Origin of the sequence: Psychromonas sp. B3M02, from assembly GCF_003318165.1 — a bacterium.
Classification (GTDB): Bacteria; Pseudomonadota; Gammaproteobacteria; order Enterobacterales; family Psychromonadaceae; genus Psychromonas.
In genome coordinates this window covers 43,010-69,943 of the sequence record NZ_QOCB01000144.1, presented here as the reverse complement: position 1 = coordinate 69,943, position 26,934 = coordinate 43,010, and the positions used below count along the sequence as shown (strand labels likewise).

16 protein-coding genes and 1 pseudogene are annotated in these 26,934 nt (G+C 38.3%); 9 read left to right on the top strand and 8 right to left on the bottom strand.

Annotated elements, in window-relative coordinates; all coding sequences use genetic code 11:
* Positions 1-15: 15 nt before the first annotated feature.
* Positions 16-1,212 carry a multidrug effflux MFS transporter gene (locus tag DS885_RS16085; protein ID WP_113820425.1) on the bottom strand — a complete coding sequence of 399 codons (1,197 nt, stop codon included), beginning with the start codon at positions 1,210-1,212 and terminating at the stop codon, positions 16-18.
* A gap of 94 nt (positions 1,213-1,306) precedes the next feature.
* Between DS885_RS16085 and DS885_RS16080 the strand changes: the two genes are divergently transcribed.
* From DS885_RS16080 to DS885_RS16070, 3 genes are all read left to right on the top strand, one after another.
* Entirely contained in the window at positions 1,307-1,807 is a 501-nt protein-coding gene (locus tag DS885_RS16080) for a MarR family winged helix-turn-helix transcriptional regulator (RefSeq protein WP_113820424.1), read from the top strand.
* A gap of 31 nt (positions 1,808-1,838) precedes the next feature.
* Positions 1,839-2,576, top strand: a complete 738-nt coding sequence (locus tag DS885_RS16075) for a DUF1499 domain-containing protein (RefSeq protein ID WP_258546935.1) — start codon at positions 1,839-1,841, stop codon at positions 2,574-2,576.
* A gap of 195 nt (positions 2,577-2,771) precedes the next feature.
* On the top strand, positions 2,772-3,569 hold the full coding sequence (locus DS885_RS16070; protein WP_113820422.1) for an LEA type 2 family protein: 798 nt from the start codon (positions 2,772-2,774) through the stop codon (positions 3,567-3,569).
* Between the two features lie 48 nt (positions 3,570-3,617).
* On the opposite strand, the gene DS885_RS16065 is transcribed toward DS885_RS16070, so the two are convergent.
* The 4 genes from DS885_RS16065 to DS885_RS16050 form a co-directional block, all read right to left on the bottom strand.
* Positions 3,618-5,993, bottom strand: coding sequence for an EAL domain-containing protein (locus DS885_RS16065; RefSeq protein WP_113820421.1), 2,376 nt, complete (start codon positions 5,991-5,993; stop codon positions 3,618-3,620).
* 590 nt (positions 5,994-6,583) lie between these two features.
* The gene (locus tag DS885_RS16060) at positions 6,584-8,056 is read right to left on the bottom strand and encodes an MATE family efflux transporter (RefSeq protein WP_113820420.1); all 1,473 of its coding nucleotides are present in this window, start codon (positions 8,054-8,056) and stop codon (positions 6,584-6,586) included.
* Between the two features lie 230 nt (positions 8,057-8,286).
* Complete coding sequence (locus DS885_RS16055; RefSeq protein ID WP_113820419.1) at positions 8,287-9,858, bottom strand: polysaccharide lyase family 7 protein; 1,572 nt, start codon at positions 9,856-9,858, stop codon at positions 8,287-8,289.
* A gap of 753 nt (positions 9,859-10,611) precedes the next feature.
* On the bottom strand, positions 10,612-12,282 hold the full coding sequence (locus DS885_RS16050) for a methyl-accepting chemotaxis protein (protein ID WP_113820418.1): 1,671 nt from the start codon (positions 12,280-12,282) through the stop codon (positions 10,612-10,614).
* A 579-nt stretch (positions 12,283-12,861) separates the two neighbouring features.
* Here DS885_RS16050 and DS885_RS17820 point away from each other — a divergent pair.
* The 6 genes and pseudogenes from DS885_RS17820 to DS885_RS16025 form a co-directional block, all read left to right on the top strand.
* Positions 12,862-13,995: pseudogene (locus DS885_RS17820) on the top strand (pyridoxal phosphate-dependent aminotransferase); the annotation flags it as partial.
* A gap of 111 nt (positions 13,996-14,106) precedes the next feature.
* Positions 14,107-14,883 carry an ATP-binding cassette domain-containing protein gene (locus DS885_RS17815; RefSeq protein WP_258546936.1) on the top strand — a complete coding sequence of 259 codons (777 nt, stop codon included), beginning with the start codon at positions 14,107-14,109 and terminating at the stop codon, positions 14,881-14,883.
* Between the two features lie 14 nt (positions 14,884-14,897).
* Complete coding sequence (locus DS885_RS16040; protein ID WP_113820416.1) at positions 14,898-15,608, top strand: ABC transporter permease; 711 nt, start codon at positions 14,898-14,900, stop codon at positions 15,606-15,608.
* Positions 15,609-15,616: 8 nt separating this feature from the next.
* The gene (locus DS885_RS16035; RefSeq protein ID WP_113820415.1) at positions 15,617-16,300 is read left to right on the top strand and encodes an ABC transporter permease; all 684 of its coding nucleotides are present in this window, start codon (positions 15,617-15,619) and stop codon (positions 16,298-16,300) included.
* A gap of 11 nt (positions 16,301-16,311) precedes the next feature.
* The gene (locus DS885_RS16030) at positions 16,312-17,205 is read left to right on the top strand and encodes a DMT family transporter (RefSeq protein ID WP_113820414.1); all 894 of its coding nucleotides are present in this window, start codon (positions 16,312-16,314) and stop codon (positions 17,203-17,205) included.
* 47 nt (positions 17,206-17,252) lie between these two features.
* The gene (locus tag DS885_RS16025; protein ID WP_113820413.1) at positions 17,253-18,008 is read left to right on the top strand and encodes a transporter substrate-binding domain-containing protein; all 756 of its coding nucleotides are present in this window, start codon (positions 17,253-17,255) and stop codon (positions 18,006-18,008) included.
* Positions 18,009-18,077: 69 nt separating this feature from the next.
* Here the strand turns inward: DS885_RS16025 and DS885_RS16020 are convergent, their stop codons facing one another.
* From DS885_RS16020 to DS885_RS16010, 3 genes are all read right to left on the bottom strand, one after another.
* Positions 18,078-18,695 (bottom strand): TetR family transcriptional regulator C-terminal domain-containing protein, encoded by a 618-nt coding sequence (locus DS885_RS16020; protein ID WP_113820412.1) that lies wholly within the window; start codon positions 18,693-18,695, stop codon positions 18,078-18,080.
* Positions 18,696-19,209: 514 nt separating this feature from the next.
* Positions 19,210-26,487 carry a non-ribosomal peptide synthetase gene (locus tag DS885_RS16015; protein ID WP_113820411.1) on the bottom strand — a complete coding sequence of 2,426 codons (7,278 nt, stop codon included), beginning with the start codon at positions 26,485-26,487 and terminating at the stop codon, positions 19,210-19,212.
* 105 nt (positions 26,488-26,592) lie between these two features.
* Positions 26,593-26,775, bottom strand: coding sequence for an MbtH family protein (locus tag DS885_RS16010; protein WP_113820410.1), 183 nt, complete (start codon positions 26,773-26,775; stop codon positions 26,593-26,595).
* Positions 26,776-26,934 lie beyond the last annotated feature (159 nt).

The following is a 26,934-nucleotide window of genomic DNA, read 5'->3' as shown; positions in this document are numbered from 1 at the left end:
TTAATACAATTGGTATTACACTTTTACTTTTTCCTGAACTGGCTTTTCTGATGCTAACTCAGATTTTCTTGATCCACCTACATAAGCAATCACAGTCGCTACTGTCATGATAGATACGATTGGCCATAAAGAATCGTGGCTTAACAGTGCAGCCAATGCACTGACACCAGCACCTAACATATATTGAGTCGCCCCTAACGTTGCTGCGGCAACACCGGCATTCTTACCAAAAAAGTTCATAAAACAAGCGCTTGAATTAGGAATGACACCACCCATTGTGGCTGTGATCGCCACAAAACCTAATACCGTGAACCATAGCGATTCTGGAAATAAACTTGTTGCTACAATTAAAATAATCGCTCCAACAAGCTGAACGATTAAAAAGCCCTTCAATAATTGATGTGGCTCATAGCGGTGTAATAGATAAGTATTAATCCGATTAACGATCGCAACGCCCATTACGTTGAAGATAAGTAACCCTGAAAAGAAGGTTTCACTCACACCAAAATGCGCCATATAAGCAAAAGGCGCATTGGCTAAAAACGTCATTAATACAGAAAAAGAGAAACCTTGTGCGAATAAATAACCTAATGCTCTTCTCTCTTTAAAGACGCTTAAGTAACCACCGTTTTTGATGGTTTGTTTTGCTTTTACTTCAGTCGGCATAATCAATAATGTTGCCACGGTCACCACTGCGCCAACAATAGCAAGTGAAGTAAAGATCCACCCCCAGTTTGCTAACTTTAATATCAATGTACCAACCGATGGAGCAATGGAAGGGGCTAACATAGTAATTAACATGATCAACGAAAACAGACGAGCCGAATCTTTACCTTGGGTATTATCTCTAATAATGGCAGGCACCCCAACAACAGCAACTCCCCCTCCCAACGCTTGTATCGTCCTTGCTATCCATAGCATTTCTAAAGAATGCGCATAAGGGATTGCAAAACTACCTATAGTAAATATGATTAAACCCACCAGAATGATAGATTTACGCCCGAATTTATCTGATAACGGCCCCCCTACTAATTGTCCAATAGCCAAACCAAAGATATAAAGACTAACGGTGACCGCTATCATCGAAATATCCGTATTAAGGTCTTTTGCCATAATAGGTATAGCCGATAAATAACCGTCGGTCGCGAATGGAGTTAATGCAGAAATACCTGCAAGTAACAATAATAGTGATGTAGATATATATTTACTCATAAAACCCTTCATTAATTAGCTTTCTAGGAAGATAATAGTTGTAATTTACCTTTCTAGCAAGGTACATTTGTTAGGTATTAATTAAGGGAGTGTTATGACTAAACAAGCATCGATTGCTAATATGCTAGCTAAGACAAAGGCTAACTGGCCTGAATCAGCAGCTCAGATATCACCAGAGATATTACGTATTCACCGTGTAAGTGCTTATTGCCAACAAAATTTATCCCTAATATTAAAACGGTACGATCTCCAAGCTCCTGAATTTTCAGTCTTAGAGACATTGCGTAAAGAACAACCACCCTACTGTTTGACCCCTACGGAGCTTTCTAGTGCGATGTTATTTAGTTCTGGTGGATTAACTAAAGTACTTAATAGGATGAATGCAGCTGGATTAATTGAACGAGTTGATAACCCTAATGATAAACGTGGCAAATTAGTAAAGTTAAGTGAAACAGGTCAATCATTGATCGGAGAGGTAATTGTTAACTTACACCATACAGAGCAACAAAAGTTTAATTTGTTAAATGCAGAAGAAAGAGCACAATTAAATCACTTATTAAGTAAGATACTGCATGTATGGGAAGAAAGTACTTAATATGACTAAAACGAATAAAAATGAGGCTATTATGTCCAAACTCAATATCAACACCCTTTGCTTAACGTTTTCTGTTCTGTGTCTCAGTCTTGCAGTGTTAATGGTGTTTGGTGCATCCTTGAACTTATGGGAGCCCATTCAAGGATTTTCTGCGAGTCGCCAATATAACGATTCACTGGGCTATATCACCTTAGTTTTGGTTATTTTAACCTTCATTATTAATGGTTATAACCAACAAAAAGTATTCACTGTCAAAGCGATAACTGCATTGGTCCTTGGTATTGCGATATTGACACCAACCATTATTAATACATTACGTGTGCCTGTTCGTTACCCACCTATTCATGATATTTCAACAGATACCACCACCCCACCTTCTTTTGTGTTTTTAGATGATACTAGAGCAGGCGCTAAAAATAGTTTGCACTACGCTGGTCAAGAGATTGCTGATCAACAACATAAAGCATTCCCTAACGTTAAACCTCTGCTCACCAGCCAGGCTCAAGATAAAGCCTACCAAAAATCCTTACAATTAGCTGACAAAATGGGCTGGGAAATAGTCTATCAAGACCCTGAACAACAATTTTTCGAAGCAACGGCTTACACACCATTTTTCCACTTTGCTGACGATGTCATTGTACGGGTAAGCGAGCAGTCAAATGGCAGTAAAATAGATATCCGCAGTGTTTCACGTATCGGGCGTGGCGACCGAGGGGTTAATGCTCAACGTATTAATCATTTTATTAATGATTTTAAGCAAACTAGATAGCCACAAAATATAACCGAAGAATAAGCTGAGCAATCTTGTCCATCACTAAGCCATGCTCAACTTACCTTTCTTACTGCCCTGATTATCCTAGCTTTTAAATTTCATTCTCTTTAGTTAAATGACATTGCTTTAGTATGAGATAATCAGCAATCTGATATAATCCGCTCAATCTCAAATTACTTACAGGATAAATCCATGCTTAAAAAACTTACCTTTGTCGCAGCAGTTAGTGTATTAACAGCCTGTACAACGCTACAAGACAGTATTAAAGACTATGTGCAACAACCCGTAGTAAATTACAAATCAATTTCAGTGGGTGAAGTGTCAATGGATCGTATCGAATTAAACCCAACCTTTAATATCGCTAATAACAATGCTTTTTCATTACCTATTAATAACGTGAGCTACGAATTATCTCTTAACGACAGTAAAATGTTTGAAGGAGAAACTGATTCTGTTGGTACGCTAGCAGCTAATAGCGATAAAGATGTGGCTTTATCATTAGCGTTAACTCAAGAAACCTTAACTTCATTACAACAGTTATTATTTAAAGAGAACAAACTTGATTATCAAGTTAAAGGTAGTGTGAGTGCATTAGGGTTATCAATTCCATTCGAAAAATCGGCGACTTTATACGTGCCAACTGTATCAGTTGCAGACCTAGAAGTTGTTAATGCAAGCTTCAGCCAGTTGGATATTATATTAAGTCTTGAAGTAGATAACCAAAATGAATTCAGCTTGCCGCTTGACGATGTCAATTATGCAGTGTCATCTAAAGGTAACCAGTTATTTACCGGTGCATTAAACAATCAAAAAATTAGTGAAGGTACAAGTAGCATTCAGCTTCCTTTAAGCATTAAACCCAGTGATATGTTTAGCAATGTTTTCTCTCTATTAACTAACCCAGAGTTACCTCTTCACTTTGAGATAACTTCACCATTGTTCACTAAGTCTTATGATCAAACCATCAATCTGACTTCATTCTTTAATTAATTAACAGCAATACGCTTCTGTCATCATTCACTGCAATGATAGAAGCGTTTAAATCTGAAAATCACTTTGTTCAAATCTAGGCGGATTAAGTAACCAAGGTGTTAGTTCTGAAGCAGGTTTAGGACGGCTTATATAATAACCTTGTACATAGTTACATCCTGACTCAGACAACCAAGCTAACGAAAATGCATCCTCTATCCCTTCTGCTACTACCTTCAATCCCATGTTATGTGCTAAGTCAATCGTTGAACGTACAATGATTTGGTCATCAACATCCTTTTCAAGACGCTGGATAAAAGACTTATCTATCTTTAATTCATGAACAGGTAACTGCTTAAGTTGTGCTAACGAGGAGTAACCTGTGCCGTAATCATCAATGGAGATTTTTAAACCATAATCTTTAAATTGACTTAATAATTTAATAGCCCCAGCGGTATCTCCTACGACAGAACTTTCTGTCACTTCTAATGTGACTTGGTCAGGTCCAACCTTATGTTGATTAATGGTGTGACAAACAAAGTCATAAAAATCAGGCTCTTTTAAGTTTTCTGCAGAGATATTAACAGCAATATTAATGCTTAAACCAATCTCATTCCATTTTTTACATTGCACAATAGCTGCAGTAAATACCCAACGTGTTAACGCTTCAATTTGACCGGTTTTTTCAGCGATTGAGATAAAGTTATCCGGCGGGATCATTCCTAAGGTTGGATGTTTCCAACGTACTAGGGCCTCAACATGCTTAACTTTTTTAATAGCTATACAAAATTTAGGCTGGAAATATAATTCAAATTGGTTCGCAGGGATGGCTTGTACTAAATCATTAATAAGATTTAAACGCTCAACAGTATTAACATCTAACTCTGGCTGATAAATTTGCACTAAGTTACCTGTATTACGTGTATGGTGTAAAGCCGTATCTGCCATCTGAACCAGTTTAGTTACATCAGGTGTGTGCTCTGGATATAAAGCGATACCCATACGTACTTGCAACTGTAAACTGATACCTTGGAAGCAAAATATCTCTTCCAACTCTTTATTAATCTGAGCGCTTACCTCATTAACTTCCATGCTATCTACAATCAAAATAAATTCATCGGCCCCTATATGCACTAAAAACTGTACGTGCTGTTGTTTTGATATATTTTGCAATCTATTTGCTAAAGCTTGAATCACTAAGTCACCTACATCATATCCCAAGGTAGCATTAACATCTTTTAAGCGACGTAAATTCAAATGCAACATCATAAAACGCTGATTTTTTAGATCTTTTAATACTTCGTTTAAGCGGTGTCTATTAGGTAGGTCTGTTAATAAGTCATGGTTAGCTAAACGTGTTATTGCCTCTTCACGCTGCAATAAAGCAACCTGCATATGGTTAAACTCGTTGGCAAGTTGTCCTATTTCATTTTTTTCTTTAAAGATGATTTTCTTTTGAAAATGTCCATTTGCAATGACTTTGGCATGGTCAACTAATCGGTTAATTGGACGACTGATGGAAGCTGCAATCAAGTAAGCACAGGTTAAAGACGCTAATAAAGTCAAAGTCGCTAGTATCATCAAAGGCCACCACTGCTCTTCTAACATAGAGACAATGTTTTCTCTTAAGCTATACATATAAACCGCAAGTTCACGGTTTTCGAACTGCGAGATCACCACAGAAGTGGCAATGAGTTCTTTTGGAATAGAAGATTGATCAATATTATTTATAATATGCAGTTTTTTTTCATCGCTGAACGATTGTGTATTTTGCTTTGAAGATGCAGTTAACAATGCCTTGCCTTGTTCTTTTAGAACAAACTCTGTTTGCAAACCAGTCACCGCTTTAAATTGATCTGCCAAACCATCATTAATTTCAAATCCAAACAATAACCAACCCACCACTTGATTTCGATATAAAACGGGAGAAAGGCTCACCTGATAATGTAAGCCATCGATAGCATAAATATAGGAAGACTCTTGAGATTGAAACCAACTAGGAAACATAAAATGCTTCCCCAGTTCGGGTCCATGATCAATTTTATTATAAAAGTAACTTTCCCCCGTTGAAGCATCGATATTCGTGATGCTTGTTCTTTGTAACTGCCCAGTGATCACGCCATCGGGTGTGATTGACATGGCTAAATCAGTATCTAACTCTTGTCTCTGATTATTAAGTACGGTTAATAGATGATGAACATCTCCATCGATAAAGACCTTTTTAATACTATGTTCTTTAGCGGTGATCGCAGTGAAAGCAGAAAGGTACTCAACACGATGTTCAAATAATTCTGTAAAGATGGTCTTTGCTGAACTTAAACGGCTATTAATTTCCGTCTCTTCTTGATTTTGATTGGTTACGTATAAAGCATAGAAAGTAATTCCTTGTGCTATGAGCAGTATCGAAACAAATAATAAAAATATTTTATATTTGAGGCTCTTCATCTTATTTTAATTCCATTTTTTAAGAGCTGTTTGATTAACTAAACAATCATTACGTCTCTGTAATATTTATATTTTAAATCAGGCTAAAAGCCCTTTGCGTAATAATTCATTAACCCATTTCATACAGACGTTATAAAAAATGAAATCCATGCTTTTCATTAATCTAACTTGCTAACATATGCTACGCACATAGCAAATGTGCTGGGTGATTAAATAGCTATTTATAAGTGAAACGAATCCACATATAAAAACTAGCTACAAAAGTTAGCGCTAAACTTCAGTCTATACTAAATGAAAACCAATCAATAGGTGCCAAAAGTCAAATTTAACTATGCTAAATAAACTAATTAACTAAACAATATAAAGCGTTGATATTATTTATAATTATCGTTTTATTTTGATTTAATTTAAGATTTATTAGAGCGAAAATAGTCAGGTAGTTGATTAGTGGGTAGGTCATAAAATAGAGGATATCTTGTTAATAGATTGAAGATAGTGATGTAATTATTTGTCCCAATATTTGGGTGCTTATTAATCAAGCCTATATCGCTAACCACCTAGTTAGCTATATAGGCTTTTCTTTTCTGAGGTTACTTTTTTTGTTGACTACAATTTTCTGATGGCATCGGTTTCTGATTAAGGTTATCTGGTTCATCGTATATAAAACCACGATTCGAACTAAAAGGAGGCAAGGGCAAACTTGGAGTCAATTTCACTTCATCATGTTGCTCACAACCTTCGTTAGGGCCTAGTTTATTAAGGATACGTTGAGACCAAAACCAAGCAATAATACCGAATAAAATAGCACCAACTGCTTGACCTGCAACTACCCCAAAGGCACCAAACCACATGCCACCAAAGTACACAAATGGTACTGTACCAATAGTTGCTTTTCCTATGTTCATAATGGTCGAAGTACTTGGGTAACCTAAATTATTAAAAGTACCATTGGCGATAAATATGACCCCGTTAAACACAAAGGTAACAGATAGCCAAGTACAGTAAAATGCAACCATATCAGCGGCTTCACTGTGCGCACTAAACAATAAAATCACCTGATTTTGTAACAGGTAAATAATAAAAGACACAACAAGTACGTAACACGCTGTAAATTGTAATGCTCGTTTACTGGTTAAACGCACTCTGTCATACAACAATGCACCGAAATTTTGCCCGATAATAGGCCCTACTGCGCCTGACATAGCGAAAATCATACTAAAAGAAACTGGCATTAAGCGTGCAACAATAGCCCAACCAGCAACATAAGCATCACCAAAAGAAGCTATCATTAAAGTGACATAAGCGTTGCCTAACGGGGTAGCAATATTGGTACTGATAGCAGGGATTGCAACTTTAAGAATATCTCGTTGATCGGCCAACCATAACTTGTAATCAAACCGCCCCATTAGTTGGTGAATACGAATTACACCATACAAAGCAAAACCTGCCACAGCAAAGCGTGAGATAACAGATGCCAATGCTGCACCATGTAACCCCATATCAAAAGCAAAGATAAAGATAGGATCTAAGATAGCGTTAACCGCCCCACCAGCTAATGTCGAATACATGGCTAACTTCGCATCACCAACAGAGCGCAAAGAAGCCCCAGCACTCATAGCGACACATAAAATAGGTAAAGAGGGTAATAGAATTCTCAAATATTCAACAGCCAAATCATGTGTTTCATCACGCGCACCGATCAGCGTCACTAACTCGGGGGTAAAATACCAAATGATTGCCGCAATAATCGAACTAACAATGAAGCCTGAGACCAGTATATTAATGACATATCGACGCGCTTTGTCTCTATCTTGTTGACCAATTGATCGTGACACTAACGCAGTCATGGCAATCGATACACCAATGCTAATAGAAGTAGTAAAAAAAGCGATAGTCCCTGCATAACCAACCGCAGCCGCTAATTCGGTTTGCCCTAATAAACTAATAAAAAAGAGATCTGCTAAATCAACTAAAAACAGTGCAGTTAAACCAATTGCATTGGTAGAAGACATAACAATAATATGATTAAAAATATTACCGCTAACAAATTTTCCTTTGCTCATAAAGGGATTCCATCGTTGATTATTATAGTGGGTGGGTACTGAGTTATTGAATACATTTGGACTATATAAAAAACAGTCTAATGAAATATGAAAAAACACCTAAGATAAACAAATAGCGTAGTGTTGTTTATTAATTTTTGCATTATAGAGTAGATAAAAACAACTAACGAGAGGCAGAAACGAAAAAGCCAGCAAAAGCTGGCTTTATTGATAATTAAATAATGTTTATATTATTTAGTGTATTGATCATGTGATGTTTTAATTTTGTAGAAAGTAGCTTGTACATAATCTTCTGCATCACCAGTGTTATTTTGGTTGTATGCGCCAACTTTAAAGTACATGTAACGACCACCTTGGTCATACCCACTCTCACTCATATCAACCACTTGTACCGCATCATCTTTACCATCACGCTTTAACGTCACAGTCATGGTGTTACCTTCCACTTTGATTTGGTATGAGAATACTTCACCAAGTGCAATACCATCTTCTACTTCACCACTTAAATCACCAACTAGGCTGTAGTAATTATCAGAACCTTCCAAGGTGTTTTCATGTGCGAAGTAAACAGAACCTGTATCTTTATTTGGTAATTTACGGTAGTAAAGGCGAATTGGCTCATCATCTTGGTCATGTATTTGACCGATAATGAAACGACCTACTTGACCTGCTTCACCGGTTGTTGTGGTATGGTCGACTTTCATTGTTACGTCCATTACACCATCTATACCACCAGCTGCTTTTAAATCAGCTTCAGGTGCACTACCGAATACCCAGTTATTTTTATTCACACCTTTAGTAGAGATAGATTTATCACCACGGCGTAACATTTCACGCATTTCTGTACGAGTGTATTTTGTATTTTTAGAAGTACGCGTACCTTTGATGAAGGTTTTAATCACTAAACCACCATCTTCACCTGTATAAAATAATTCAGGTTGTTCATAACCTTGGTTCAAGTACCATTCGTTAACATCATCAGGTTTACCATTATTATCATGGTCAAAAGGTTGTGATAAGTACCAAGTAGTTAAGTCGAAGTTTTCACCTGGTTTATTACCGGCTTTTGGTACTGCTGGAATAACTGGCGATTTAAGTGGCACATCCCACCATGTTTTCTTACTACAATCTGATACTGCTGAATCACATTTAAGTGGTACAGGTGTACCAAAGTCACCTTTACGTAATGCAGCCATTCTTGCTTTTTCTTCCGCTTTTTTGGCTTTAGCTGCTTCAATTTCAACTTGGTTAGCTTCAATCGTAGCACTCGTTGCAAACTCATTAGCAAGACAAGTATTGATGCTACAGTTCACGGCATAAAACTCTGTCAGGCTGTTCCACATGTTTTTAGTGTTACCGTGTCCAACATACTTAATATAACGTGCTTTCACGGCTGTAAATGGAAAACGTTCTATCGATGTAATCTTGCCAGATGATTTTTCACCTTCCAGTACAGTCGTCCAAGTATTACCATCTTCACTCACTAGGATATCAAAGGTACTTGCACGTTCATTACCCTTAGAAAATGCAATACGAACGGCATCAAATTCAGCAACTTGACCGTAATCTAAAACTGCATAAGAGTTATCGCCACTAGCAGACCAGCGCGTTGACGTATCACCATCAATTAGACGATCAGGGCCATTACCATCATGCGTGCTTGATGTCGCTTCAACCACTACCAGCGGTGCCGAAGTACCTGATAAGTTAATTGGACCAACTGGCTCATCAGTTGTTGCACAACCCGATAAAGCAACAGCAATTGAAGTGCTTAATAATAAATTTAATTTTCCGTGTTTCATTGGAACCCTTATTTATAACATTTAATAATATGACAAATGCATAATAGTCTGCGTGTTAAAAAGTAACTATTTATTCACGCTAACTCAGTGCATGCAGCTCTTTTTTTGTTACTAATAAGCCTACCTCAAGTTTTTATTCAGGGTGTTTAAGTTTGTTAGAAAGTCTTAAGTAGATCTCAGTTTCAACAGAAAATCGCTAAGAAATTAGATCTGTAAACAGATTGACAAAAAAACATAACGCCTATTCACAGTAGCTTAGCGTCTATTTTAGAGAGGTAGACCAACAAAATAAGACTTATACTTGTTTTATAATTTTCAACAAAGGTTTGAAAAAGAGAATTATTATTAGTGAGGTTTTTGCCATTATTAATCGCCATCAGAAAAATAATCAATGTCCAAACTATCAGCTAAGCCCATTACTATTTATTACAAACCACCCTTCAATTAATCACACATTAAAGATCTATTTTATTATAAAACTGGGTCACATTTGTATTATAAAATTGCAAGGATATATAAGGTTATGTGACTTTTAGTTATTAAACAAACACACAAATACATTGTTGTTCGTATATCTAAAACTGATTTTCAGAATGTGCTGATAGCTAATAGTAGAGTCTGGCTCGCTATGAAGGTTATCTTTGCAAGGAACAATATGCCGTTTAACACCTATAAAAAAGGCTGTGGTAAAAATATTACACACAGCCTTTATGTTTATTATTTAAGAATAAGCTTAATATTCAGTACTATACCTCACACCGTAAACTTCTTAGTCATCTCTGCAATCAGCTCGGACTGTTCTTCTAAGCTTTTAAATTGAGACCTTGCTTCTGTAGAGCTGTTACCAATGTCTTCAGCAAGTGTTGCAATGCCATTAATACGTTCAGCGATTTCAGAAGACACGGTGGATTGCTCACTGGCTGCAGTTGCCACTTGCACATTCATTTCAGATAATTGTTGGATACCTTGGTTACTGCTATGAATAAACTCTCTAATTTTAGCCATCGCTTCTGTTACCACTTGTCTTTGCTGATCAGAACGAGCCATATCCTGCACCGTTTTCTCTGCACTATCCTGTAATTTATCTAAAATATCTTTGATTTCAACAGTACTGTCTTGGCTGCGTTTCGCCAAATTTCTTACTTCATCAGCCACCACTGCAAAGCCTCTTCCTTGCTCTCCGGCCCTCGCAGCTTCAATAGCTGCATTTAATGCTAATAAATTAGTTTGTTCAGAGATCCCTTGAATAACGCTCAATACAGAATGGATTAAGGTGACATTATCACCGAGTTCATTAATCGATCCTTCTACCCCTTTCATCAATTCATTTAACCCTTCAAGTTGCTCGTTAGACAGTTCTACTTGCTGCAGTACACCTTGAATCTCTTGTTCAACAGCGCTTGCAGAAGAACGAGTTTGTTCTGCAGTATTGGCAATTTCATTAGAAGTAGATGACATTTGATCAATGGCTGCGGCAACTTGTACCGTTTCTTCTTTTTGTTGATTGGATAATGTTTCCAGGTGTTTTTGTTGTTGATTAGATTCGCTAGCGATATTATTGAGTTGTGCACTGGTGCCCTTTAAACTTTTAATATCTACACCCATAGCGCCTAGGAACTGATTAAAATCTCGAGCAATATTATCTAATAATGAAATATGGCTTGATGGTAAAGTTGCCGTTAAATCTCCTTCTCCATCAGCTAGACCACCTACTGAAACACTTAAGTTATTAAGTGGTTTATACAACTTAGCAATGGCAATAAATACAATTATTGCAACCACAATGAATGCAAAAAGAAACAACATCAATGCATCCATGATAGCTTGATCAGCCACTTCAACAATAGCCGTATCTACTTCTTGCTGTGCTTTTTCTACATCATCAATATAAAAACCCGTTGAAATAACAATATTCCATTTAGGGATTAATAAAGAATAGGAATATTTTGGAGAAGGCTCAGTTTCTCCAGGTTTAACAAAATAATAGGTGCTGTAACCTGTCTCATCCTTTGCCGCATTAATAACATTTTGGGTAATATAATTTCCTTTTTTATCTTGGTTATTATAAAAGTTCTTACCAATGCCTTTCCCGGATCCACTTTGTAAACGCACACCTTTTAAATCATAGGTAAAAATATAACCCGTACCATTGTCATAACGTATTTTATTAAGTGCGGCTATTGCTGCTTTAAGGCCAGTATCATCAGGTAATTCGGTATACTCTTCAATCATAGAATGAGCAGTATCAACAACGGTTTTAAGGCGTTTTTTTTCTAATCTTAACGTATTGTTTAATGTCATCTCAGACACTTTTTCTTCAACGGCGTTAGTACTGCGTATTTCACTGTATAAGCCAATACCGACCATTAACATAAAAGGAATAAATACCAGTAGGTATATTTGCACTTTCAAAGAACGTAACATAAGTAGACTCCATCCTGTTTAACACTAAACAACTAACTATCCATACTCATTAACAACACTGACTTAATCACCTTGCTAACGACTTAATGTCTCAACGTGTTAGGTTTAAAATAAGTGGTTGATTAAACTGCGATAAATATATTACTAAAGTAATAAAAAAGATACTTAAAGGCAATTTTGTCGTTATGAGTGAGCAATATATTGCATCACTTAATTAACCAAGGTCGGTTATTCTAAGGTGTTAGAACCTAAGAATTATCTATATTGATCTTAAATATTATCGGCTGAGATACATTTTTCTTTATCTATTTGAGAAAAAATAAATTAATTTCTCATGCACTTTGATGGTTCATTAACACTAATCCTCTATATAAAAAGTGTTGGATTATATACAGTTCCAGCCTTTTACTTCTGCACCAAGATAATTCAAAAAACAACCTGTCGCACCATCATGGTGAAGTTAATATCAATCGCTGTTTTCATCTAACTGATCACTATTGAACGATCGTACATTTACGAGTAATCTAAAATACAGAAATAAAATAAACCTATTAAAAGTGTATTAAAAAGGAGATAAATTTGAATTACTCACCATTTGTAAATCGGATCAAAAGCCAAGGCGGGGATGCTTGGAATATTCATTTTGAAGCTGTTAATGCACAACGAAAAGGTGAAGATACCATTATCTTAAGTGTCGGTGATCCTGACTTTAATACACCTGATGTTATATGTGATAGTGCCATTAGAGCGATTAAAGAAGGCGATACGCATTACACGGATACCTGTGGACATATGGCCTTACGTGAAAAAATTGCGGAGGTACATAACCAAACAGCGAAGCACAAAATCAATGTGGAAAATGTGGTAGTTTTACCAGGCACACAAAATGGTTTGTACTGTGCAGCCACTTGTTTATTAACTAGCGGTGACGAAGTCTTAGTGATTGACCCTTCCTATGTCACCTATGAAGCAACCTTAAAATCAACTGGCGCTAAGATAGTGCCGGTGCCGACCTTAACCGATGATCATTTCCGCATCAGTCACAGCGCGTTACGTACTCTGGTAACTGAAAAAACCAAAGCAATTTTTTTTGCAAATCCTAACAACCCTACTGGCCGTGTAATGGATCGTGACGAACTGGAAGAGATTGCAGCAGTCGCTAAAGAGTTTGACCTGTGGGTGGTTTCAGATGAAGTCTATCAAGCACTGAGTTTTAGCAAAGAGGTGATCTCCATTCGTGAATTAGAGGGGATGCAAGATCGCACCATCACCCTGTCTAGTCTTTCTAAATCTCATGCGATGACAGGCTGGCGCTCAGGTTGGATGATAGCTAACCCAACGATGATCGGCCATATTGAAAACCTCACCTTAAATATGTTTTACGGGTTACCTGGTTTTGTACAACAGGCTGCAATTACCGCCTTAGAGCACCATAAAACCATTAGTACATCAATGCTTGAAGTCTATAAAAATCGCCGTTATCTAGTCATGGATATGCTCAAGGATTGTCCTTCTATTAAACTCGTCGCACCCGATGCCGGCATGTTTGTATTGGTTGATATTCGTGAATTAAATATGTCAGCTAAAGACTTTACATGGGGATTATACAAGCATACCGGCGTGGCGACATTAGACGCAGAAGCTTTTGGTACCTGCACCAAAGGATTTGTTCGCCTCTCTTTCTCAGTCAGTGAAGCGGAATTAACTGAGGCCTGTAAACGTATTACACAGTTCATCACGGATGTTGTTGAAGGCACTATCACGGTAGCAAGCAATCAAGAGCAACAAACATCACCTCTTGAAAGTATTAAAAAATCTAAAATTATCTTACCTAAGAAAGTTATTGAAGTGGTTGACTTGCATAAAAGCTTTGGCGACCACGAAGTCTTAAAAGGTGTTTCTTTATGTGCCCGTGAAGGTGAAGTTATCTCGTTAATTGGTGGGTCAGGCTCAGGTAAAAGTACCTTATTACGCTGTATCAATATGTTAGAGGTACCAAATAAAGGACTTATCTACGTTAATGGCGAAGGTATCAATACTGATATTGATCACAAAGGACAACCTTTTGTTACAGACCAAAAACAGCTCTTAGATATCCGTTCACGTCTGGGAATGGTGTTTCAAAACTTTAACCTTTGGCCACACCGTACCGTATTAGAAAACTTAATCGAAGCACCCATTCATGTATTTGGTGAATCTCGCTCCGTCGCTATAGAGCGCGCTGAAGGATTATTAGAGCGAGTTGGTATGGCACATAAACGTGATGAATATCCAGGTTTCTTATCCGGTGGTCAACAACAACGTGTTGCCATTGCACGCGCACTGGCTGTTGAACCAAAAGCGATGCTCTTTGATGAACCAACATCAGCTTTAGATCCTGAACTAGTGGGAGAGGTATTAAAAGTGATCCGCTCCTTAGCCGAGGAAGGCCGTACCATGATGTTAGTGACGCATGAAATGGCATTTGCCCGCGATGTTTCTTCGCATATTGCCTTCTTACATCAAGGCGTGATTGAAGAGCAAGGCAAACCAAATGACATATTTACCAATCCACAAAGTGAGCGATTCCGTCAATTTATCAATGCTCAGCATAATCGCTAACAGGGAGAGTTTTTATGGATGAAGCAATGCAATTACTCGGGTTTGGTGAAGGTGGCTGGGGCCCCGCATTATTAAGCGGCACCTGGGTCACCTTACAAATATCCGTTGGCGCATTTATCGTGGGTATTTTGATTGGTTTATTAACCGCCCTAGCCAAACTATATGGTAATCCTTTTTGCCAATCCTTTGCCCGTGGTTACACCACAGTATGTCGAGCGGTACCTGAATTATTACTGATACTGCTGTTTTTCTATGGTGGCAGCAGTTTAATTAATGCGCTATTTGACTACTTAGGATATGGCTATGTGGAAGTTGCCGGTTTACCCGTGGCAATTATCGTACTTGGATTAGTACAAGGCGCTTATGCCTCAGAGATATTTCGTGGTTCTATTTTAGCCGTACACTCCGGTCAAGCAGAGGCGGGTTCAGCTTATGGTATGAGCCAACGTAAAGTATTTTTTAGAATTACTTTACCGATCATGGCGCCTCATGCCTTAGCTGGATTATCAAATTTATGGGTTAACTTAATAAAAGACAGTGCCCTAATCAGTGTAATAGGCACTAACGAGCTGTTATACACAGCGAAACAAGCAGGTGGTTCTACCCGTGAATACTTACTGTTCTTTGTTTCAGTTGCTGTTATCTATTACTTAATCACGCTTATTTCTAGTTATCTGTTACGCAAACTTGAAATTCATTTACGCCGCTGGCAACCAAAACACTAGGAGTAAACATGGACGTCTTAATTGAATATTCAGATCTCATTTATGAAGGGTTACAAGTTACCTTAGCGTTATTAATCATAGGTTTAATTTTTGGTTTTATCTCTGCTATTGGTGTTGCGTTGGCGCGGTTATCAAAATATCGCGTGATTGCTTACCCGGCTTTCTTATTTACAAGTGTGGTACGTGGTACACCGTTATTAGTACAAATCTATATCTATTACTACGGATTAGGGACCTTATTCTCACAAGTCCCAGGCATTCGAGGTCACTTTTTATGGCCCTACCTACGCGATGGATTTTGGTACGTAGCCTTTGCATTGATTATCTCAACGGCAGCTTATTTAGGAGAGATTATTCGCGGAGGGTTATTAGCCGTGCCTAAAGGTGAAGTGGAAGCAGCAAGAGCTTATGGCATGACAGAAACTAAAGCCCTATTACGCGTTCGATTACCAAGAGCACTATACCAATTAGCACCAACGTTAGCAGGTGAAACCGTGCTGTTATTAAAATCTACCGCGCTAGCCTCAACCATTGCTGTGGTTGACCTATTAGGCGCAGCAAACCAAATTCGCTCTATGACCTTTGAAGTGTATAAACCGCTGTTATTGGTCGCTGCGATTTATATTATTGCAACCTACTTGATTGAAGTGGCATTTGCACAATTTGAAAAACGCATCCCAATGAAAAGATAAGGAAGAGAGTGATGTCAGTAAACAGTAAATCAATCAACAAAGGTATTTTACTTTGCTTTGGTGCATACGGTATTTTTTCAATTCAAGATGCAGTCATGAAATGGATGGTCGCTGATTTTGGTGTTGCAGAACTGTTGTTTTGGCGCAGTCTTGCCGCGTTATTTGTCTGCCTAGTGATTGGTCGTAAAGCAGTTATTAAAGAAACATTACAATCACCTGTCATTAAGCCACTGATGTGGCGCAGTTTAGTCGCTGCTTTTGCTTGGGTATTTTATTACTTATCAGGTAAAGAGTTAAGTTTAGCGCAGATGACCACCATCTATTATTCAGCGCCGATCATCGTCGTGGTATTAGCGGTTTTATTGCTGAATGAGAAGCCAACAAAACTGCAATGGACCAGTGTGTTTATTGGATTTATTGGGGTACTGATTGCTTCGCGCCCAGGTTTTACTAGCCAAGCTCTATCAGTATGTTATGCGCTCTTCTCAGCGCTGTTATGGGCTTACACGTACATCTTATTGAGAAAATTATCAGGCAAAGCCAGTATTTTCGTGCAGATGGTGGCGGCAAACTTTACATTTATCGTGATCACAGGTGTCAGCTTGCCTTGGACATTTACTGCGTTTGATAGCACAGCGATTCTGGTGATGATAATTACTGGCGTAATTGGGGCAGCAGGACAGTATTTTCTATTTGCTAGTTTTGAGCATGTTGAAGCAACTGTACTGGCCCCGATTGAATACACCGGACTTATTTGGGCATTTATTTTCTCTTATCTTATTTGGGGAAGTGAACCTAACAACTTTTTAATCATGGGTGCAATGATGATTGCAGTCAGTGGCTTTGTTTCAGTATTAGCCAATAACAAAAAGAATAAAGCAATTAAATTACATGCAGAAGCTTAATAAACTCTATTAATCAGATATTTATAACTACAACAAGGAAGAAGAAAATGAAAAAAGCACTATTAGCACTTTCTATGGCATTGACTGCTATTTCAGCACACGCTGCCGACACAATTAAATTTGGTGTAGCAGCAGAACCTTACCCACCTTTTGCAACTAAGTCATCGGATGGTACTTGGCAAGGGTTTGAAATAGATCTAATTGCCGATATCTGTAAAGAAGCCACATTCGACTGTGAAATCAAAGAAGTCGCCTGGGACGGTATCATCCCTTCACTACAAAGCAAAAAAATAGACGTTATTTTTGCATCAATGACGGTCACCGATGAACGCGCTAAAAAAGTGCTATTCACTGCACCTTATTACAATACATTACCAGCAGTCGTTGGTCTTGATGAACAAGAGTTTGCGCTAGATAAAGACACATTAAAAAGAAAAATAATCGGTGTTCAAACCTCTACGATTGCTGCGTTTTACATTAAAGAAAAAGCAGGGAAATTCACTAACATCCGCTATTACGATACACAAGATGCTGTTAACTCAGACCTGTTAGCAGGCCGTATCGACTTTATGATTGCCGATGATATTCCAGCAACAGACTTTTTTAATAAAAACAAAGAAGGCCTGAAATATTACGGTACAGTAGAGTATGAAGAGATGCTAGGTAAAGGTGTCGCAGCAGGTGTTCGTATAGAAGATACTGAGCTTGAAGCTAAATTAAGTACTGCGATTAAAAAGGTAGTAGCATCTGACCATTACAACGAATTATCAATCAAATACTTTGGGACTAATATCGCGCCTTAGTACCACAATGGATAATAGCCAGTGTAAGCAGAAGGTGGTTATTCCCCCTTCTGCTTTTTTATACAAAAATTAAGTGTACAAACCTGCTTTAAAGCCTTTGACCCAGTTTCTACAGACACTTAGTGAATTATGCAAAGAGATATGTTGTGGTGCTAAACATTGTCTAACCCAAAGACCATCTAACAATGCCATTAATCCCTGAGTCGCTAGTGACACATTGGTATCCTGTAAATTTTCATCTTGTTTTATTTCATTTAGCAATGCTTTTAAAATAACTTCTATCCGTCCATTTGCTGTTTCATAGGCGTCAGCCATTCCTTCTGAGTCTCGAATTAAACTCCAAAACACTAACCAAGGCTTTAAAAGATTTTGATCGAAAGATTCAATATCAAAATGAGTACGGAAAAACGCATCTAACTGCGCGGAAGCATCGCCATCACAAGCTTGAAGTCTATCTTCAATTTGCGCCATAAACTGTTCAGAAACAGATTGATAAGCATAAATAATTAACGCATTGATAGAACCAAAATGATGATTCACTAAACCTTGTGAGACATTCGCCTCTTTGGTTATCTTACGCACAGATAGTCCTGCATACCCATCCGCAATTAAACTTCTTATAACGCCCTGTACCATCAAAGATTTGCGTTCATCGGGCTCTATTCGGTCAAATTTTTTAATTCGCATAATCAATCATTCACTTGTTTATTGGGGATAAAGAGATAATAGCCTAACAGCATTAAAGTTAACGTTAACAGATGAAACTAAAGGTGATTTAGTCCATATAGTTCAATTAGCAATCTAGCTTAATTTACATAATAGCACTCAATATGAAGTTAAAATTGATGAGTTTATCGCTATGATTTCAATATTATCATTCCGAGCTGGAATAGCGGTCGAACGCCCCTATTTGCCCATAAGACACTTCATAATATTAATGGTTAAATCGATCAATTAAAGATTAAAAAAGAGATTACAACGAAACTATGCACACGTTCAAGAATTTATACTGATTTATTTATACGATCGTATAATTTATGTTTTTTATTCTATTTTTTAATGCAAATAGATTGACAAGTATCTAAAATAAAGCGTTCTTATCTATATCAATAACCCCTCTTTAAACTAATAAAGACGATAATATTATAATTATATTATCGCCTTAAATAGTCAGTTACTCATCAAACTACTGATCGCTCAACTAATTAAAGAGTAAACCAGACACCCTTGGCCCAATCTTTAATAACGCTTCGCTTGATAAAATATCATCATGTGAAAATGGCAGCCTATATTTCGTCAGGTCTTTAACAAAAGGAGCCCATGATTTAACTTCATCCCAACCATCGGGTAAGGTTTTTTCTGCAACAAATAGATGCACTTTCCCTGAATAAGGTTGTGTAGTTGCTTTAGCGAGTAAACGCACCGTATCATCATAGTTAGCCACAATATCATTGAACATTTTGTCTTGTTCTGCGAGGCCTATTTTATCTGACATATCATTTTCAGCAGCAGCAAAGAATTGACGTTTTTCGCGTTCCACTTCCTCCCTTGCTTCTGCTTCTGTAGGACGTTTCCACTCTTGCCCTTCTGACGGATAGGTATCTAATAACCCCACAAAGGAGACCTGTTCTCCTTGCTTCTCAAGTTTTGCGGCTAACGCAACAGCAACTGTACCACCAAACGAATAGCCTAAGAAACGATAAGGCCCCTCTGGTTGTACACCTTTCAATGCTTTGTAATAATGCTCAACGGCAGCTCCCATATTTTCACTGACAGCAACAGCACCATTAGGTCGAGGAGACTGTAAACCTATTATTGGGTAATTTCCTTCAAGGTATTTTGGAAGTCCCGTATATTGCCACGAGAACCCTGACCCCGGATTGATACAGATCAGCGGTGTACCTTGCCCTTGTCGAATAGGTAGAATATGCCCGAAACCCGCTTTTTCAGGGTCATTGCGTAAAGTTTCATCAACTAACACCGAAGCTAATCCCTCGATAGTAGGCGACACCATGATCTGCCCAACTGAAACAGGCAGGCCTAAACGGGCTCTTAATTCAGCGGCTAATTTCATCGCCATTAATGAATGACCACCTAAATTAAAGAAGCTATCTTGCGCAGATATATCACTCACGTTTAATAACTTTTTAAAGGCTTGAGCAATAGTTTGCTCAATACCAGCTGTAGGTGTTCTTCCCGAGCTAGATTGCTTTTGTTGCGGGTCTGGTAAAGCTTTTTTGCTGAGCTTACCGTTAGCGCTCAATGGAAACTCACTAACTTCGATTAACGCAATAGGTATCATGTGTGAAGGTAACACCTCAGACAATGCACTTAATATTTGAGCATGGCTTAAGCGCGCTTGTGTATTCAATTCAGTACTAGCAATATAATAAGCCACCAGCTGTCGATTATCTTGAAGCGGTTGATTGGATGATAGTTGCTGTAAAACACGTGCATCCACTGTGACTTTTTTGATCTCTTTAAAGGTTAATAACGCCTGTTCAATCTCCCCTATCTCAACACGTAAACCGCGGATTTTAAGTTGATCATCAGTACGCCCTAAATACACCACATTGCCATCTGAAGTCCATTTAGCAATATCGCCAGTGCGGTACATGCGTTGGCCATCACCCTGTATATCAGCAACAAAACGATCCGCGGTAATATCAGGCCTATTTAAATAACCATTTGCTAATTGCTGACCCGTTAAATACAACTCCCCGATGCAACCGATGCCTACTGGTCTCAGCTGCTGATCTAAAATACGTAATTCTGTATTCCAAACAGGTAAACCAATTGGCACTTCAGTTAGTTGATTTTTAGTTGCTTCATTAGCCGGAAAATAAGTAACATCAACAGCAGCTTCGGTTGGACCGTACAAATTATGTAATGGTTTATCGCTGATTGATTCAAATTGCTCAACCAATCCAACGGGTAAGGCTTCTCCACTACAAAAAACACGTTTTAATGTCGCGTTCATCGCTGATAACTGATCGGAACTTGCTGCATGCTCAACAAAGGTGGCTAACATCGAAGGAACAAAATGCAAGGTTGTAATGTTTTCTGAAATAATAGTATCTAATATGGCTTGAGGGTCTCGATGTGCATCAGGATCTGCCATGAATAAACAGGCTCCTTCAATCAACGGCCAGAAAAACTCCCACACTGAGACATCAAAACTAGAAGGTGTTTTTTGTAAAACAACATCTTCAGCAACCAACTGATAAGCATCTTGCATCCATAATAAGCGGTTAACAATGGCTTGATGAGAAACAACAACGCCTTTTGGTTTGCCCGTAGAACCAGAGGTATAAATGACGTATGCAGGATCAGTCGCCTTAATCTTGGTTATCGCTTTATCTTGCAAAACATCAGTCTCTAATGGCTGTTCAAGTAACGACTCTATCAAGATTATATTCAATGCAATGTCGTTAAATGCCTGTTTTGAAAACCTTGAAAGTTGCGCGCTTGTAGTAATCAGAGTCGTCACTTTTGCATCTTCAAGCATAAAAGCTAAGCGCTCATCAGGGTAACTGCTATCTAAAGGTAGATAAGCACCACCGACTTCAATCACTGCTTGTAAAGCAATACTTAACTCACAACTTCTAGGGACGGCAACCGCAATAAATTCAATACGATTTTCAAGCGTATTACTACTTTTTGCTTGCTGTAATCCTTTAGCAACATCACTGACTTTTGCACGCATTTGTTGATAAGTTAGTGATTGCAGATTATCTTTCAACGCAACACGCTGAGGTGTTTGCTCAGCTTGAGACTGTAGCAAATCCCGTAATGAATTATCTGGTATCGAGACCTTGGTTTGATTAGCTTGAGTAATCACTTTACGATCCTGCTCAGTGTGTAAATCTAATGCTGGTACTTTAAGCTCAGGGTTATTGATTATTTGCGTTAAAATTTGGATAAATCGCTGTGCCAATTGTTCAGGTTGACTCACCACGTCTCGATACTCAAACAATATCCGAATATTGTCGCCTGGTAATACTAATATCGTTAACGGATAATGGGTATATCCTCTATTTTCAACGTTATTGATACGCAAATCTCTGTATCTTTCATTGAGTAGTTTCTGATCAGCGGGATAATTTTCAACCACCAATAAGGTATCAAATAGATTATTAACATCTGCAATACGCTGAATTTCCCCTAATCCTAGCCCGTCATGAGACATTAAATTAATTTGCTGAGTCTGTAACGCGCGTAACTGCGTCAGTAGCGGTTGGTCGTGATTAAAATTAATCACTACAGGCAAAGTATTACTGAATAAGCCGATTTGTTGATCAATTTGTACATCGCTGAAACGACCAGAAACAGGGCTACCGAAAACCACCTGATCGCGCCCACACATTGACCCCAATTGTACTCCCCAAACACCCTGTATCAGGGTATTTAACGTAATACCATATTGTTGGCAATAGCGTGCTATATCAGCGCTTAACTGACTATCTAAACTGGTTTTTAACTCCTGTACATCAGAGTTTGACTCTGCATAGATCATAGTTGGTGTGACACCAATGAGTGCCGCCTTCCAAGCCTTTTCTGCCTCTTTTGTTGAACGTGCAGCCATCTCCATAACCACATCTTGATAAGCAGTTGTTAACTGATTCGCAGCTCCTTCATTACCAGCATAAGCATCAAATAAAGCCTGTAATAGGATAGGTGTAGACCAACCATCAATAATTAAATGATGGGCAGTAATCAATAATTGATAGTGTTGCTCAGCCATCTTAACTAGATTAAAAAACAATAGTGATGACGAATTGTTCGGTTGAGAAACACTATTATCAAGCTCAAAAACTTTATATGCTTCGTCCATTTCCAAAGAATATAATGCTGATTGCTTTTCTTCCTCGCTAAATTCACTGAAATCAAATACCTTAAGTGGCGCATATTGCTTCGCTGACACTAACGTCATATCCGGAATAATTTGCAAGGTTTTACCTGTTAACTGCACATCAAACTGCGCGGCTAATTGCGGATAGCTCACGATCAAAGTAGCAATAGCATCTTGCAGTCGCTGAGTATCAACGGCTCCCTGTAGCCTTAGCTTGGTGGTAAAACTATATAGGCTATCTTGTGCCGCAAGTTGAGCGTGGAATAACAACCCTGCTTGTAAAGGTAAAGCCGGCAAAATATCCACCTGCTCACCGTAATGCTGAGCCAATAGTTGTAATTCTTCACTAGTTAACAAATTCGTTAATATTTCCGCTCTAGTTCGGCTCTTATCTAACTGTTCATCATAAACTTGCTGTGTAATTGTTAATGGAGAGGCTATTTTACACATACAGGGCGCCATTTTTTCAGCGGTTCTCTCTTTAAAAATGGTTTGTGGTTTTAATTCGTAACCTTGTTTATGTAATGCAATGCTTAAGCGCATGGCACTAATACTATCCCCCGCTAATTTGAAAAAATCATCCTCTAAGCTAACACGATTAAGCTTGAGCACTAGCGCCATTTGTTCACATAAAATGCGCTCTTGATCGGTGTTTGGTAATAACTTACCTTGGCTCAACAGCACTGGTTTAGGTAAGGCTTTTTTATTAATTTTACCACTCACGGTGAGCGGCATCTCCGTTAAAATAGAGACAATAGATGGCACCATATAATTGGGTAATACAGCAGATAGCTGTGTTAAAACTGCATCCACCACCTCTGTTTCGCAGCCTAATTGATGCTCATTCAAAGTACAATAAGCTAATAAACGCTGACTCGCCTCGGTTACCTCTGCGATAACGGCGACCTCTTTCGTGAGCGGTAAACATGATAAAGCAGCTTCTACATCTCCTAATTCAATGCGATGACCTCGTATTTTCACCTGGTTATCACAACGCCCAACAAACATTAATTGCCCCTGTGCAGACCAACGTGCAATATCCCCCGTCATATACATCACATCGCCTTCCATAAAAGGGTTAGCAACAAACCGGCTTGCTGTAATATCGGGTCTATTTAAATAACCCGAAGACATATTATCTCCCGCTAAATATAACTCACCATTCACACCTATCGGCACAGGTTGTAGATTTTGGTCAAGAATATAAACACATGTATTCGCAAAGGGTTTACCTATCTCCACCTCTGGCGTTTTATCTGATATTTGTTCACTGGTTGCATAAACAGTAAACTCAGTGGGCCCGTAAATATTATGAGAAGCAATAGAGGAAGACCGCAATGCTTCCCAAAGAGAAGGTGGCACAGGTTCACCACAAATATCCATTAATTTAGGTTGGTGTCTTTGCGTCTCACATAATCCAGCTTGTACCAACTGGGTTGCTAACGATGGTGCCACTGCTAGCGTGTCTATTTTATCTGTTTGTATTGAATCTAGTAATGAAAAAGCATCTTGTTTAACCTGGTCAGAATAGATGTGTAAGGTATGGCCTAATGCCATTAAAATAATGGGGTCCCAAGAAGTATCAAAAGAGAGAGAGCCAGTTAATGCGACATTAAGTTGCTTCTCATTGAACTCAATACTGGAATACACCTTGTCCTGTAATGCCGCGACAAGATTAATCAATGCGCCATGTGACACCATCACTCCCTTCGGACGTCCTGTTGATCCAGAAGTATAAAAGACATAGGCCAGATCTTGTTGAGTTACATGACACTTATTCGCGGGTAGCGGAGTATCATAACAGGCTTCAAGTACGGTTAATGTCGGTTGGTCATCAAGGCAAAGGCTCAAGATAGTATTAGGTAACAGGTGTTGATGTTCTATAGTACTCAGTGCAAGGCTGGGGACTTTATCTTCGCACATCATGGCTAAGCGTTCAGCCGGATGTCCTAAGTCTAAAGGTAAATAGACCGCGCCTATATTCATAATTGCGAAAATGGCAATAATTGAATCAATACTACGAGGGACTGCAACGGCAATTAAATCACCCGCTTGAACGTCATGAGAAAGCAGTAAACGACTTAATTGATTAACACGTTTATATAACTGTTCAAAATTTAATGACTCTCCCTGATACACAAGTGCACTCTGTTCACCAGCATGCTGAGCTTGTTTAACCAATAGCGACACAATGCTAGGCCCATAACAACGGGTATCTATCCTTGGGCCATTTGACCAAACAGCTAACTGTTGGACTTCTGTAGCAGTGACTAACGAATAATCACCTATAGTTTGTTCAATATTAGCTTCAGCATTTTCAGCATACTGAGATAATAAATGTATTAAACGTTGCCCGTGTAATTGCAACTCGGCTTGGTTATATCGCCCTGAATTTGCAGACAACTCAATGCTTAACTTACCTTGTTGTACATACACACCAAATTCAATGTCTTCTATTGGACCAGTAGCAACTTGATGAGTGACACCTTTTACCCCCGCTAAATCCAGTTGGTAATCAAATAATTTACAGTTTAAGGTCGCGCTATAAAGGCGTTCTTTGCCGCCCGCTTCCCCTAGATCCCGCTGTATTTGCTCTGCTTCATATTGTTGATGACGTCTGATCTTTTTAATCTGCTGTGTTAATAACTTAATACAATGTTCAAAGGTATATTTCGACTTTACTGTCACCATTAATGGCAAAACATTCACTGATGTGCCCAGTGTGGTTAACGCCTGAAACCCCATCCTTCTCATCAATGGATAACCAATACATTGAGTCTCCTGCCCAGTTAGCTTTGCAAGGTAAATAAACACAGCGGTACTGGCAATATCGGCCACTGTAAAATGAGCATGCTGCTCAATCAGTCCAGTAATGGTGTCTGGCACACTAAATTGTGCTCTGATAACCTCCGTATTTAATCCATCAGGGCTACTTGATGGACGATAAGATAAAGAAGTAGGTATAACGTCTTGTTGACAATAGTCTTGCCAAAATTGTTTATCTTTAGATTTTTTATCGCTTTTATCATAGGCAATATACTCTTCAATCACCGCCTGATAAGGAGTAAAAGGTGAAGGCCCGGTCTCTTGAGCTGATAACAAAGCAGTATAAATATGACTTATACGTTGAGTGAGCGCTGTAAAACTAAAACCATCTAACATCAAATGATGGTAACGCTGATACCAAAACCAACGCGTTTCACCATTAACAACGGGTAATTTAAATACAATATGTCGGAAGCGATCTGTTAACACATCAGCTCTCGGTGCTTGTTCAATATCAGCCTGCATTAACTTAATGGCTTGGTCACAAGCATCAAAGTCGCTAGAGAGATCGACAAAATCAGCACTTTCAATATCGATTTTTTGACTCGAGTTAATTGTCTGTATGCTCCCTTCTATATTGTTTTCATAAACAGTATGTACGGTATCAGCTTCTTTCATGCCTAGTTGAATCGCTTTATTAAGTACATCGAATTCAATCTTCCCAGATAACTCAACATATTGAGCAACAGCAAAAGTATTATGCTTAATCGCTAACTGGTCCGCTAACCAAATGCCCAATTGAGGTCCAACAATAGGAAATGATTGATTAATCGAAATTTCAGGTGAAGTAGTGTTTGGCAAAATGACATCCTTTAATTATTGATGTTAAAAATGATGGCGAATAACGCTTATTCGCTAGCCGTTGATCAGGTTTATTTTTTAATTAAAATCAAAAATACTGACCGACTAAGACGGCTCCGATAATAGAAATGCAATGCACTTTTCTCGTTGATCAGGCCCAAACAAAACTTGCCAGCCCTTTGGCACTGCTGTGAAAGTGGGCCATAGACTTTGCTGTTGTTTATCATTAATTAATACAAAGAATTGGTGGTCAGTATTATCAAATGGATTGATATATTCATTTTGCATTTTTTATCCTTAAAGCCTTAACTGGCTTAATTGTTAAACCATCAAATAAATCATTGATGATCATTGTTTAATGTCACACATCACCACTAACATTAATGATTATTAGTATCATTTAGTTTTTAAATACAATTATCCCTACATTGGCATAAGCACGTATTA

Excerpts from the sequence above, each read along its gene's own strand:
- DS885_RS16035 (WP_113820415.1), top strand. The coding sequence starts at position 15,617 with ATGGACGTCTTAATTGAATATTCAGATCTCATTTATGAAGGGTTACAA.
- DS885_RS16025 (WP_113820413.1), top strand. The coding sequence starts at position 17,253 with ATGAAAAAAGCACTATTAGCACTTTCTATGGCATTGACTGCTATTTCA.
- DS885_RS16040 (WP_113820416.1), top strand. The coding sequence starts at position 14,898 with ATGGATGAAGCAATGCAATTACTCGGGTTTGGTGAAGGTGGCTGGGGC.
- DS885_RS16010 (WP_113820410.1), bottom strand. The coding sequence starts at position 26,775 with ATGCAAAATGAATATATCAATCCATTTGATAATACTGACCACCAATTC.
- DS885_RS16020 (WP_113820412.1), bottom strand. The coding sequence starts at position 18,695 with ATGCGAATTAAAAAATTTGACCGAATAGAGCCCGATGAACGCAAATCT.
- DS885_RS16085 (WP_113820425.1), bottom strand. The coding sequence starts at position 1,212 with ATGAGTAAATATATATCTACATCACTATTATTGTTACTTGCAGGTATT.
- DS885_RS16065 (WP_113820421.1), bottom strand. The coding sequence starts at position 5,993 with ATGAAGAGCCTCAAATATAAAATATTTTTATTATTTGTTTCGATACTG.
- DS885_RS16070 (WP_113820422.1), top strand. The coding sequence starts at position 2,772 with ATGCTTAAAAAACTTACCTTTGTCGCAGCAGTTAGTGTATTAACAGCC.
- DS885_RS16060 (WP_113820420.1), bottom strand. The coding sequence starts at position 8,056 with ATGAGCAAAGGAAAATTTGTTAGCGGTAATATTTTTAATCATATTATT.
- DS885_RS16080 (WP_113820424.1), top strand. The coding sequence starts at position 1,307 with ATGACTAAACAAGCATCGATTGCTAATATGCTAGCTAAGACAAAGGCT.
- DS885_RS16055 (WP_113820419.1), bottom strand. The coding sequence starts at position 9,858 with ATGAAACACGGAAAATTAAATTTATTATTAAGCACTTCAATTGCTGTT.
- DS885_RS16050 (WP_113820418.1), bottom strand. The coding sequence starts at position 12,282 with ATGTTACGTTCTTTGAAAGTGCAAATATACCTACTGGTATTTATTCCT.
- DS885_RS16075 (WP_258546935.1), top strand. The coding sequence starts at position 1,839 with ATGTCCAAACTCAATATCAACACCCTTTGCTTAACGTTTTCTGTTCTG.
- DS885_RS16030 (WP_113820414.1), top strand. The coding sequence starts at position 16,312 with ATGTCAGTAAACAGTAAATCAATCAACAAAGGTATTTTACTTTGCTTT.